Source organism: Flavobacterium sp. 9R, from assembly GCF_902506345.1.
In the GTDB taxonomy this organism is placed as follows: Bacteria; Bacteroidota; Bacteroidia; order Flavobacteriales; family Flavobacteriaceae; genus Flavobacterium.
This window is the reverse complement of sequence record NZ_LR733413.1, coordinates 36,724-49,459: the sequence shown is the minus strand read 5'-3', so window position 1 is coordinate 49,459 and position 12,736 is coordinate 36,724. Positions and strand designations below refer to the sequence as shown.

Below are 12,736 nucleotides of genomic sequence, written 5' to 3'. Positions count from 1 at the left end.
TAATGCTAAAACCTTTTTTTTTAACGGGAAATTTAGAGTCGGGCAGTGACGAGGCTGGTAGAGGCTGTTTAGCGGGGCCTGTAACTGCTTCTTCCGTAATACTTCCCTTACATTTTAACAATTCTTTACTTAATGATAGCAAACAATTAACAGAGAAAACGCGAGAAAAACTTAGAGTTGTAATAGAAAATGAGGCTATAACGTATAGTGTGACACACATTGAGCCACTTGAAATTGATGAAATCAATATCCTGAATGCATCCATAAAAGCAATGCAAGAATGCGTGGTAAAATTGAACCCAAAACCATCAGCAGTTATAATAGATGGCAATGCTCCTTTTATACCCAAAAGAGGAATTATCAAAAAAGGGATTAAAATATTTACTGATGAAGAAATTCGTTTTTTAAGCACACTACCCAATGCGAGTATAATAAAAGGAGATGGAAAATACCTAAGTATAGCTGCTGCATCCGTTTTGGCTAAAACATATAGGGACGAATATATGAATCGGATTCATGAAGAGTTTCCTATGTATAATTGGAAAAAGAATAAGGGCTACCCTACTCAAGAACATCGAGAAGCCATAAAAAAATATGGTGTAACCAAATACCACAGAATGAGTTTCAGATTATTGCCTGAACAACTCAGCTTGGATTTATAAACTTAGAATGATGCTTCTTTCTATTTATTAGTGCTGTTCCGAAAACTCACATTCGAATAACGCAGCAAAGTGCTTTAGGATTTTTGCTTTCACTTCATTCTCATCTACAACTTCTACTCCAAGTTCTACATTCAAAGAAGTAACAGCCTTTCCTCGAATGCCACATGGAATGATATTATCAAAATAGCCTAAATCAACATTTACATTTAAAGCAAAACCATGCATAGTCACCCAACGGGAAGCACGAACACCCATTGCACAAATTTTTCTCGCAAAAGGAGTACCAACTCCTAACCAAACACCGGTTTCACCCTCGCTTCTACCGCATTCTAAACCATACTCTTGTAAGGTAAGAATAATAGCTTCTTCGAGAAAACGTAAATATTTATGAATATCCGAAAAAAAGTTTTCTAAATCTAAAATAGGATATCCCACAATTTGCCCTGGTCCATGATATGTAATATCTCCACCACGATTGATTTTATAAAAAGTAGCCCCTTTTGCTTCTAATTGTTCTTGATTTAAAAGCAAATTAGTCATATCACCACTTTTACCTAAAGTATAGACATGAGGATGTTCTACAAAGAGCAAATAATTAGGTGTAGGATAATTTGTTTCCTCTCTCCTATTTTGAATTTTTAAATCGACAATTCCTTTAAACAATTCTTCTTGGTATTCCCAAGTTGCCTTATAATCTTTACTGCCTAAATCTTGAAGTTGGATATTTTTATTCATTTTCTATTTTCTAAAATTCTACTTCAATATTCATTTTTTCAGGAGCATCCATATATTCTGAAAAGGGGTATTGAATGGTAATGGTTTTTCTGTCTTCGCTAAACATTGCAGCAGTATTAGAAACTTTCTTAACAGGTTTTGCAAAATGATATTTTACTATATAATTTGAAGAAGCAAAAATCATTTTATTCATTTCGGCAGTTTCCTCATTTGGCACTACTCTTTTAGAGGTATTCAAAGCTGCAGTTCGTTTAAATTTATTTCCTTTAAAACTATAAGATACAACTGCATTGTTATTCGCAAAACCATCAGCAGGAACACCAGCACCAAACTCATTAGTTTTATTGACTTTGTTTTGAAGTGAACTCATTGCATTAATAGCAACCATTGCATCTTGTAATTCTGAGACGTTCTTGAAATTAGTTTGCAACGAAAACAAAAACTGCTTTTGCTCTTGATTCATTTGCATACGCATATTGAAATTTTCTAATTTTTTCAGTTGCTGTTGCTCCGAAATTGGCAATTTTGCAATACTGTCCTTATTATCCGCTAAAAGTTGTTTAAAAGTAAAAGTAGAGTCAATGCTCTTCTCGTTTTTCAAAGAATCTTTTGGCATCATTGCCATTAAACTTGAACCATCTAAATCAACATTAAAGTTTCCCGAGCCATCAGCTTCTACATAAATATTTTCTGTAACTGTACAACTCGTTAATAGCAACGTCACACCCAAGATTAAAAACATTATCGATTTCATATGTACTATTTTTATGTGAAAGTGGTAAAAAGTAGCTACTTTAATATATAGGTATGTATTTCCTACCAATCTTTTTATCTGTGCCAAAGATACTAAAACCCAAACCATACTTCATAGAAGAAAAAATCTTTATTCATCTATACAATTATTCTTCAAAAACGATTACAACTGATGTGCTAATGGGGTCAAATAAACTTTCCAGCAAACCAAAAGTTATTTCAACTGATTTCTTATCAGGACTGACTTTGGCATTAGGAATTGAAACGGATTTTATGTTTTTCGTAAAATGATAACTAAGCGTTATTCTTTGATGCATTTTCTTGTCACCAAGCTGCTTCTTGTAGTTGTTGATTGTGGCTTGTTCTCTTTTCAAATGCTCTTCATCGATTATGGTTACCATTCTTTTGAACTCATTTGAAGATAATTGAAAAGCAACTTTATAATAATGCTCTTCGGCACTTAACGCATAATTATGAACAATATCACTAACATATTCTTGTGTTTTATATAAATCGGCGATTTGATTTGCTTGAAGAAAATTTTGCGTAAAGGTGGTACGGAATTCCTTTTCAAAAGAATTCTTCTTAGTGTGCACTTTCACGCCTTTGTATGCATTAAAAACCGCTTTATCTTCAGGCGTAAGCTTAGAAAAAGTTTCGGAATATTTCGAAATATAATCATCAAAAACATAAGTGGTATCTACAAAAACTTCGTCTTTATTGTATTCTTCACCAGCCAATTGCTGATAACTCTGCTCTATTCGAAGCATTTCTACAGTTATTGTTCCACTACCGTTTTCATTAAAATGAATGGTTTCTGTTACTTGACAACTAAAAAAAAGCAACGCGAAAATAAACAACAAAAAAATTCTTACTCGTTTCATATCTCAAATATAAAGAAAAACCTTATATAGGTAACGTAATCATTCATTCAAAATTATAGTTAATTAACAAGTCCAATAAGCATAAAATTCATTAATTAAAAAACTTTTTGATGGAGCAAATGATAAAAGAAAAAATAAATTTGTAAACCCTTAATCTTAAACCTAACCTATGAATCAAGTTCTAAAAAATGCAATGCATTGTTTTTTACTACTGGTTGTTTTGTCATTATTCACTAATTGCGAAACCGAAGTAAACTACAAAAACTACCAACCCAATTATTTATCAAGTATTGACGCTACCAATTTACCCGCTGGTAACAAACCTATGACCCTATTTGAAGACAATGAAGACCCAACCCTAATGTACAACAAAAAAGACCGTTGGTTTCGAGTTAACGAACCCCTTCAAGTCATACTAAAAGGAAAGGATTCTGTACAAGTTTCATTGTATTCGCCAGTTGCTTTGACAGACGTAAATATCTATGCTAAGCTCCCAAATTACGAAAACAAATTCGTACTCTTTCACTTTAGCAAGATTCCTGCGTTTCATCGCTCAGTACATCAAATCCCTTTAGTAGTTAGCAAAAATGATTACTTATTAGAAAATGGAAAAACGGTAACTATCGATAAAATAGAAGGATTTTCATCCGGATCTATTGAATTTTCTGTCACTTCAACTGATCCTTTATTTGCCAAATTCAAGAAAATAAAATCCAATCATTTAGTACAATTTCACGATGGTTACCACATCAACGAATATGGAAAATTTCTTCCAATGAACCCCGTTTTAGCCAAAGAAGCCATAACAATGATCATAAATTATTCCTATGCTTTAAGTCACCCACTGTATTATCAAACCTTTTCCAATTTTGATAAATACAAACAAGACCAAGCCACTTTAGCAGGAACTCCTATAAATGGCGCTTTAAATTGGCACGGCAACACTGATGATGTGAATGGAGTTTATGATTATTACACCAAGGAAGAAATAGAAAAAATTTACTGGAATTACTTAGATTCTAGGACCGTTTACCTAGCAATGGTAGGAGGCGGAAGTGCTTGGGGAGGAGGACCTTTGGCTTCTCAATGGGAATCTGGGTATATCTCAGGTCATTGGTTAGGTGAAATGTCTGTTTGGTCTCACGAATATTCACATCATATTGGATTTAGCCATAGTAGCAATTTAGCCAATAGTGGTGAAGGTGGAGGACAACAAGAAATGCTCACTCTCTTTTATAAATATCTGATTTACCTAAATGATCTTCCCTTTATTGACCCTGAAATACTAAAAGGATGGACAAAAACAGCCTATTTAAACAAAAAAGACTACAAAAAACCTGTTTTCAAAATCAGCGCTAACAACCCTTTCTTACTTAAATACAAAGGAGAAGGAAAATGGAATTAATACCACTTACTACTATGAAAAAAATTTTATATATAGCCATCGTATTTGTTTTTGCTTGTTGCAGTAAAGATTCTGACGCTGTTTACGAGCCAACCAATTATCAATATTATTACTTAAGTAACGAAACCACGATCAAAGCCAATCAAATTATCGGAGGAAAAGGTACTTTAGAAGCTAACGCCATCACCATCGCAAACAACAAATTATACATTTGCAACGGTGATGTTCTTGAAATATTTGACGCCACAACTTTATCTTATCTTTCAAGTCTCAAAAGCTATACAAAAGGAACTACCACGATTCCGTTTACAAAATTATCCTCGATTTCTATTGACAATGACCGCATTTACCTTGGCAGCATTGATTCTAGAGTTTTTGTTTTGGACGAAAAAACATTATCAGGAATCAACACGATTGGAAATGGACAATGGTGGCAAACTTTTGTTCACGTATTTGGACTAAAAGCAAAAGATGGTTTTCTTTTTGTTAAAGAAAAAGAAAATTCAATTAAGGTATTCCAAACAGCACAAATTACAGAAACTAGTAATTGGAACTTAGCTCCAATGGCTAAATTAAACACCCTAAAAGGCTACACAGAAATATATTCGATGGATATCGCCAATGGAAATTTAATCGTTGCTGGACAAAATGCCAACGGATTTTTGCATTACAATCTAAAAGACATTGAGAAAAACGCTACCAGCTCGTTGATTATTCCTATTTTACCTAATACTAAAACATTAACGGACAACCTTCCGTCGTCTGTGGTTTTTAGCGATGAATGGGCTATAACAACTGAAAAAATAAAAGGGACGAACTATATTCGTTTGTATCCAAAAAACGTTTTTTTAGATCAAAATTACACGCCAACCATCAACAATTCTGATATTATGGGAGAAAATGCGTTTAACGCTATTACCAATTGTGCTTTGCTAAAAGATCGTTTGTTTGTGGCTGACAACACCAATCAAGTGATAAGAGTTTTAAAATTAAATAAAGTAACTATTGCGGAACAAAAATAAAATGTCTTGATTTTTTCAATATGTTTTATTTATAAAAACTCTTCGTTTTAAAATAACAGAAAGACAAATAGCTGTTCCAAAAAATCTAAAATCTAAAATCTGAAGTCTGCATTCTTTTCTTATCTTTGCGGACTTAAAATTCAGAACATAATGGCCTTATCAGAACAAGAAATAATCCGAAGAGAAAAACTACAAAGCCTACGTAATTTAGGAATTAACCCTTACCCTGCACAACTTTTTCCTGTAAATCATACCTCAAAGCAAGTAAAAGAAAGTTTTGAAGAAGGCAAGAAAGTTATTGTGGCAGGACGTTTAATGAGCGTTAGAGACCAAGGAAAAGCTTGTTTTGCTGAATTACAAGATAGTGAAGGACGTATACAATTGTACGTAAATCGCGATGTTTTATGTCCAGAAGAAGACAAAACGTTATACAATCAAGTTTTTAAAAAATTAACCGATTTAGGTGATTTTATTGGTATTGAAGGAGAATTGTTTACAACCAAAGTGGGTGCACAATGTATCCGTGTGGATGAATTTACGTTTTTAAGCAAAACCTTACGTCCTTTACCCTTACCAAAAATCGACGAAGACGGAAAAATTCACGATGCGTTCAACGATGCTGAATTGCGTTACAGAATGCGTTATGTAGATTTGACCGTTAACCAACACGTAAAAGAAACGTTCATCAAAAGAACGAAATTGTTCACTGCGATGCGAACTTTCTTTAACGAAGCTGGGTACTTAGAAGTAGAAACTCCTGTGTTGCAATCCATTCCTGGTGGTGCAGCGGCGAGACCATTTATAACGCATCACAACTCTTTGGATATTCCATTGTATATGCGAATTGCCAATGAATTGTATTTGAAAAGACTAATCGTTGGTGGCTTTGATGGTGTGTACGAATTCTCAAAAAATTTCCGTAACGAAGGAATGGACAGAACCCATAATCCTGAATTTACCGCTATGGAAATTTATGTAGCCTACAAAGACTACAACTGGATGATGGAATTTACAGAGCAATTATTAGAATATTGCGCAACAGCTGTAAACGGAACAAGCGAAGTGACTTTTGGCGAGCACACTATCAATTTCAAAGCGCCTTATGCTCGTGTAACAATGACCGATGCTATTAAACACTTCACAGGTTTTGATATTTCTGGAAAAAGCGAAGCCGAATTGTTTGAAGCTGCTAAAGGTATGGGAATTGAAGTGGATGAAACTATGGGTAAAGGAAAATTGATTGACGAAATTTTTGGAGCAAAATGCGAAGGAAATTATATTCAGCCAACATTCATTACTGATTATCCAAAAGAAATGTCGCCATTGTGTAAAGAACACCGCGATAATCCAGAATTAACAGAGCGTTTCGAATTGATGGTTTGCGGAAAAGAAATCGCTAATGCCTACTCAGAATTGAACGACCCAATTGACCAAAGAGAGCGTTTTGAAGACCAAATGCGTTTGGCTGAAAAAGGTGATGACGAAGCCAACGGAACTATTGACGAAGATTTCTTGAGAGCATTAGAATACGGAATGCCTCCTACTTCAGGATTAGGGATTGGAATGGACCGCTTGATGATGTTCTTGACCAATAACGCGTCTATTCAGGAAGTGCTTTTGTTCCCACAAATGCGACCAGAAAAGAAAAAAGCAACCGTAGAATTAGAAGCTGATGAAAAAGTAATTGTTGCCATTTTACAAGCCAATGACAATCAAATGGAATTTAGTTTACTAAAAATCAAATCCGAATTGAGTGGTAAAAAATGGGACAAAGCAATGAAAAACCTTTCTGCTCTTGGAATGACCGAAGTTGTGGTTGATGGCGATGTAAAAGCTTGTCGATTGAAGGAGTAATATTTTCTTAATCATAAAAACAAACCCGATAATATGACCTATTATCGGGTTTGTTGTTTCTATACAAATTACTTTTTTACTACTTCTTTAATATGCTTTGAGTGTAGCTTGTTGTCTTTCGCATATTTTGCCAATTGTGCTCCCGCTTCTTTACTTCTATCCGAAGATAAAACAGTAGCTCCTTTCGCAATTAATTGGTAATACAACCCATCGCCATTTGCAGCAGCGCTTTTATCAATATTGCCCATAGTCCCTAAAATACAAGCGATTGAACGACTATGTAAATAAGCATATACTTCTGGTTTAGGATCCGAAGTCCCCACAAAAGCGACCATTTTTTCTGCTTTTACGCCCAAAGCTTCCATACGTTCTACGTCCTCTTTTCCTCTTGCTGAAACAGAAATCATCAAATCGGGAGCCAAACGAGCTACTTCTGCTGCTTGATTGGCATTGTAGGTTATAATTACAGAATAGGCTTCTGCCTTATTGCGACGCACTGCATCGATTACTTTTTGCATAGGAACTCCTCGCTTTACATCCAAGGTGTAAATTACTTTTCCTTTCCCCCATTGCAATACCTCATCCAAGGTTTCTATTTTGTAAGGAGTTGGGTTGCCTTGAGTATCTTCTAGATAAAAATCTTGTAATTCTTTGTACGTGTAATTACCAATCAATCCAGTTCCTGTCGTGGTTCTATCTAACTTATCATCGTGCATCATCACTAAAACCGAATCTTTGGATAATGCAATATCAGTTTCGATTATTGCTGGATTATACTGAATGGTATTAGCAAATGTTGGGGTGCAGTTTTCTGGAAAACCAACTGTTGGCCCACCTCTATGCGCGCTTACCAAAGGGTAGGATTTTTTTGAATACGTCAAGAACTTTTGCAATTCCTTTCCACTTTTAAATTCTATTCGGTATTCCTTAGTTTGGGCAAAAATTCCATTTAAGGATAGCAAAAACAAAAAAACTAGTATAACATTCTTCTTCATTGTATAGATTTTGAGCTGACAAAAATACCTATTCTTATTCGTTGTCACGGCTCTTTTTTTTAAACTTAATGAAAGAATAACAAAGTAACTTATCAACAATCTACCTCAAAAAACATCTAAAAATACAGCAAAACAAGGCTTCAGGACGGTTAATAAAAGAGCATAAAAAAACTCCAAATATGATAAATATCAGGTCGGTATTTTGCATTTAGACGTAAAATAGTAGTACCAAACACAAATTCCACAACACACATAAACCACTGATTTTAATTTATTTACAATAAAAATAAAATTGGTTCGCTATCTCAGAATTAAACTTCTGAAATCTAACTGTTTATTAAAAACACATATTCATTTATAACAACAAACGCAAACTTAAACTTTCAAATACTATGGAAAAATATGTAATCAAACGAAACGGAGAATACCGACCTTTTGAGGAATTCAAAATCAAAGATGCCATTGAAAAGAGTTTTAAAAGTGTTCAATTGGCAATAGACGAGAAAGTAGTAAGCAGTGTTTTCGAACAACTTCTTTCCAAAACTACTTGGGCCGTAGAAGAAATTCAGGATTGCATAGAAAAAACCCTTTTTGAAAAACAGTATTTTGATGTGATGCGTTCGTTTATGCTCTTTCGACATACTCGAAAGTTACAACGCGAACACATCAACGGACTCAACGAAGACACCACCTATGTAGACAGTACACAAACTATTGAAGAATACATTGAACAAACCGATTGGAGAATCAATGCCAATGCCAATACCTCCTACTCCAATGCTGGCTTGGTAAACAACGTAGCTGGAAAAATAATTGCCAACTATTGGCTAGACAAAGTCTACAGCAAACAAGAAGGATATGCGCACCGAAATGGGGATATTCATATACACGATTTGGATTGCCTTACGGGCTATTGCGCAGGTTGGAGTTTGAGAGTCCTACTCAACGAAGGATTCAATGGCGTTCGTGGGCGTGTAGAAAGCAGACCACCCTCGCATTTTAGAGAAGCTCTGGGACAAATGGCTAATTTTCTAGGAATTCTTCAAAGCGAATGGGCAGGCGCACAAGCCTTCAGCTCCTTCGATACCTATTTAGCTCCTTATGTGTTCAAAGACAATTTATCCTTTGATGATGTACTGAAAGCTGTTCGCAGTTTTGTCTACAACTTAAATGTACCCGCGCGTTGGGGACAATCGCCTTTTACCAATATTACCTTGGACTGGGTCGTTCCCGAAGATTTGAAAACTCAAATCCCAACCCGAAAAGACATTCATTTTTTTGACAAAATAACTAACGAAGACCTGTTACTTCGTGCGCAAGCGCGTGGAGTAAAAACGTTAACCGAGTTGCGCTATGAACATTTCCAACCCGAAATGAACCTCATCAATAAAGCCTATTATACGGTAATGACCGAGGGCGATGCCAACGGACAACCTTTCACTTTTCCAATTCCAACCGTAAACATCACCGAGGAATTTGACTGGAATGGAGAAAACACCGATTTGCTATTCGAAAATACCGCTAAAATTGGGTCGTCGTACTTTCAAAACTTCATTGGAAGCCAATACATTCTTGACGAAAACGGCAACAAAGAAGAAAACCCCAATGCCTACAAACCCAACGCCGTTCGCAGTATGTGTTGTCGCCTCCAACTCGATTTACGCGAATTGCTAAAACGCGGTAATGGTCTTTTTGGAAGTGCCGAAATGACCGGAAGCATTGGAGTTGTGACCATCAATATGGCGCGATTGGGCTATTTGTATCAAGGAAATAAGACCGCTTTGCTAGAACAATTAGACCATCTTTTATACCTTTCCAAATCAACTTTAGAGAAAAAAAGAGTCTTTATTCAAGAAATGTACGAGCGCGGTTTGTATCCTTACACCAAACGCTATTTGTCGCATTTCAGAAATCATTTTTCTACCATTGGTGTCAACGGAATCAACGAAATGATTGTCAATTTCACTCAAAATCAAGACCAAATCACCTCTAGAACCGGAATCGAATTAGCCGCCGAAATTTTGGAACACATTCGAAACCGTATGAAAGAATTCCAAGAAAGCACCGGAAACCTTTATAATCTCGAAGCCACACCAGCCGAAGGAACCACCTATCGCTTTGCCAAAGAAGACAAAAAACGCTTTGCCAACATCTATCAAGCGGGCGAAGGAGACAATATTTATTACACGAATAGCTCACAAATCCCAGCCGATTTCACCGAAGACCCTTTCGAAGCGCTTTGCCTGCAAGACGAATTGCAATGCAAATACACCGGCGGCACCGTATTGCATCTCTATATGAGTGAAAAAATCAGCTCATCCGAAGCCTGCAAACAATTTGTCAAAAAAGTAATTTCAAATTTCAAATTGCCTTATGTCACCGTGACTCCCGTTTTCAGCGTTTGCCCCGTACACGGCTACCTAAACGGCGAACACGAATACTGCCCAAAATGCGACGAAGCCCTAATTCTCGAAAAAGAAAAAGAAGCACTAGCCTCATAAATTTTAGGAGCAGCAAACAAAGGCTTTTTCAGGAAACACCGTCCCGCTCTCCGCTACAATTCCCCGCAGAAAAAGCGGGGGATTTTCACTGCGATCGGGGCTAAAGAGCCACAAATTACCCTTTTGGAAACATCCAAAAAAACTTTAAACAACCTTAAGCTTTAAACAATCTAAAACCCTTAAATAATGAAAACACATCCCATTCTAGAACAACATCCAGAACGCAGAACCAAATGTTTAGTCTACACCCGTGTGATGGGCTATCATCGTCCCGTAGAAAGTTTCAACATTGGCAAAAAAGGAGAACACAAACAACGCACCCATTTTAATGAATGCAAGTGCTAGCACGCCCATTTACAGCATAACACCTTTTACCTTACTAGATTATCCGCATCAGTCGGCCTGCATTCTTTGGTTTGCGGGCTGCAATATGCGGTGTTTATATTGCTACAATCCCGAAATAGTTTTAGGAAAAGGAAAACTCACCTTCCAAGACGTCTTGGATTTTCTCCACACCCGAAAAAACCTCCTAGATGCGGTTGTTTTCAGCGGTGGCGAATGCTTATTGCATAAAAACTGCCTTGAATTCATTGCAACCGTCAAGAAAATGGGCTTTCTAGTAAAAATAGACACCAATGGTTCTAAACCCAAAGTACTTCATACCCTACTCCATCAACAAACTATCGATTATGTTGCCTTGGATTTTAAATCACTACCAAACACTTTCGAAAAAATCACCCAATCCAATTTGTTTGTTTCTTTTGAGCAATCCCTCGAATTATTGCTTTCCAATTCTGTCCCTTTTGAAGTGCGCACCACCATCCACTCCGACTTAATTTCCAAAGAAGACCTTACAGCAATGATTCACTTTTTGGAACAAAAAGGCTATCAAGGCCAATACTATATTCAGTATTTCGTAAATGAAGCTCCAACTCTAGAAAAAATGGGCTATTCCCACCGCGAAATAAATTCGGAATCCCTTTCGACAGCCAACATCAAAATAGTAATTCGGAATTAAATAAACAATGCAAAGTGTAATAATGTATAATGATTGCCTTCTCTTGCGTTTCACTGATTTCTCAAGCTTTATAATCATAGCTTTATTTTCTATCAACAAAAAAACAACCAAATAAAACTAAGTTAATTCTTTCATAAAATAAATAAGTAGTATTTTATTTATAATTAAGTTTGAGAAACAAAAAAACGAATTATGAAAAAAATTACATTGGCACTAGTTGCCTTATTTGCCACAAACTTTGCTATTGGACAAGCAAAAGAGGGCCAACTTTCTAAGAAAAAATGGTTAATTGAAGCCAATACAGGCTTTGGAGATAATGTTGGAAATACTTCTTTATATTTTTCATCTAAAGACGGAAAAACATCTTACAATGTTGGACTTGAAGGTGGTTATTTCATTAAAGATAATTTAGCGCTCAAACTTGGGTTAGGATTCGGTGAAACTAGTGGTAGTGCTTCCAACGATCCAATAGCTTATAAAATTGGTGTAAAATATTATTTCAAAAAAATGATCCCTATTGAACTATCTTATAATGGGATTGGAATTGGCGACACTGACGCTAACCCAAGATCAATAGGTTTACAAGCCGGGTATGCTATTTTTATAGGAAAGAACATCAGTATAGAACCCGGTGTTCGATATAACAAAGCCTTATACAATCAATATTTTGACGATAGTTTTCAATTCAATATTGGATTCGCATTGCATCTTTAAAATATATAAAATAACTAATAGTAAATACCTCCAAAATCTTGGAGGTATTTTTTTATAGCATATAGGTTCTAGTAATTCACATAGTTACAGCATATTCAAACTTACTAGTAATTCAAGACAGCATTCAAACCAATAAGATTATCAAAATTTCATTTAAATAAACATTCGCTAAAAAAAAGCAAGAATAACTTAA

Annotated in this window: 12 protein-coding genes; 8 read left to right on the top strand and 4 right to left on the bottom strand. The window is 35.6% G+C overall.

Features of this window, described 5'->3' with window-relative positions:
• Positions 1-2 precede the first annotated feature (2 nt).
• Positions 3-662, top strand: a complete 660-nt coding sequence (locus tag FLAVO9AF_RS00240) for a ribonuclease HII (protein ID WP_159682278.1) — start codon at positions 3-5, stop codon at positions 660-662.
• A gap of 27 nt (positions 663-689) precedes the next feature.
• Here FLAVO9AF_RS00240 and lipB read toward each other — a convergent pair whose 3' ends face one another.
• The 3 genes from lipB to FLAVO9AF_RS00225 form a co-directional block, all read right to left on the bottom strand.
• Complete coding sequence (gene lipB, locus FLAVO9AF_RS00235) at positions 690-1,397, bottom strand: lipoyl(octanoyl) transferase LipB (protein WP_159682276.1); 708 nt, start codon at positions 1,395-1,397, stop codon at positions 690-692.
• A gap of 10 nt (positions 1,398-1,407) precedes the next feature.
• On the bottom strand, positions 1,408-2,151 hold the full coding sequence (locus tag FLAVO9AF_RS00230) for a hypothetical protein (RefSeq protein WP_159682273.1): 744 nt from the start codon (positions 2,149-2,151) through the stop codon (positions 1,408-1,410).
• Between the two features lie 145 nt (positions 2,152-2,296).
• Positions 2,297-3,034 (bottom strand): hypothetical protein, encoded by a 738-nt coding sequence (locus FLAVO9AF_RS00225; protein WP_159682271.1) that lies wholly within the window; start codon positions 3,032-3,034, stop codon positions 2,297-2,299.
• Between the two features lie 169 nt (positions 3,035-3,203).
• Between FLAVO9AF_RS00225 and FLAVO9AF_RS00220 the strand changes: the two genes are divergently transcribed.
• The 3 genes from FLAVO9AF_RS00220 (at position 3,204) to lysS (ending at position 7,315) form a co-directional block, all read left to right on the top strand.
• Positions 3,204-4,439, top strand: a complete 1,236-nt coding sequence (locus tag FLAVO9AF_RS00220) for a hypothetical protein (RefSeq protein WP_236552250.1) — start codon at positions 3,204-3,206, stop codon at positions 4,437-4,439.
• Positions 4,440-4,453: 14 nt separating this feature from the next.
• Positions 4,454-5,461, top strand: coding sequence for a hypothetical protein (locus FLAVO9AF_RS00215; protein WP_236552249.1), 1,008 nt, complete (start codon positions 4,454-4,456; stop codon positions 5,459-5,461).
• A 150-nt stretch (positions 5,462-5,611) separates the two neighbouring features.
• Positions 5,612-7,315 carry a lysine--tRNA ligase gene (gene lysS, locus FLAVO9AF_RS00210; RefSeq protein WP_159682267.1) on the top strand — a complete coding sequence of 568 codons (1,704 nt, stop codon included), beginning with the start codon at positions 5,612-5,614 and terminating at the stop codon, positions 7,313-7,315.
• A 68-nt stretch (positions 7,316-7,383) separates the two neighbouring features.
• Here lysS and FLAVO9AF_RS00205 read toward each other — a convergent pair whose 3' ends face one another.
• Positions 7,384-8,310, bottom strand: coding sequence for a glycerophosphodiester phosphodiesterase family protein (locus FLAVO9AF_RS00205; RefSeq protein ID WP_159682265.1), 927 nt, complete (start codon positions 8,308-8,310; stop codon positions 7,384-7,386).
• Positions 8,311-8,702: 392 nt separating this feature from the next.
• Between FLAVO9AF_RS00205 and FLAVO9AF_RS00200 the strand changes: the two genes are divergently transcribed.
• The 4 genes from FLAVO9AF_RS00200 to FLAVO9AF_RS00185 all read left to right on the top strand — a co-directional run bounded on the left by FLAVO9AF_RS00200 (position 8,703) and on the right by FLAVO9AF_RS00185 (position 12,543).
• Complete coding sequence (locus tag FLAVO9AF_RS00200; RefSeq protein ID WP_159682263.1) at positions 8,703-10,811, top strand: ribonucleoside triphosphate reductase; 2,109 nt, start codon at positions 8,703-8,705, stop codon at positions 10,809-10,811.
• A 186-nt stretch (positions 10,812-10,997) separates the two neighbouring features.
• Positions 10,998-11,156 (top strand): anaerobic ribonucleoside-triphosphate reductase, encoded by a 159-nt coding sequence (gene nrdD, locus FLAVO9AF_RS00195; RefSeq protein WP_157490620.1) that lies wholly within the window; start codon positions 10,998-11,000, stop codon positions 11,154-11,156.
• Positions 11,140-11,829, top strand: a complete 690-nt coding sequence (locus FLAVO9AF_RS00190) for an anaerobic ribonucleoside-triphosphate reductase activating protein (protein ID WP_159682261.1) — start codon at positions 11,140-11,142, stop codon at positions 11,827-11,829. The genes nrdD and FLAVO9AF_RS00190 overlap by 17 nt, the downstream gene beginning before the upstream one ends.
• Positions 11,830-12,021: 192 nt before the next feature.
• The gene (locus tag FLAVO9AF_RS00185; protein WP_159682259.1) at positions 12,022-12,543 is read left to right on the top strand and encodes an outer membrane beta-barrel protein; all 522 of its coding nucleotides are present in this window, start codon (positions 12,022-12,024) and stop codon (positions 12,541-12,543) included.
• Positions 12,544-12,736 lie beyond the last annotated feature (193 nt).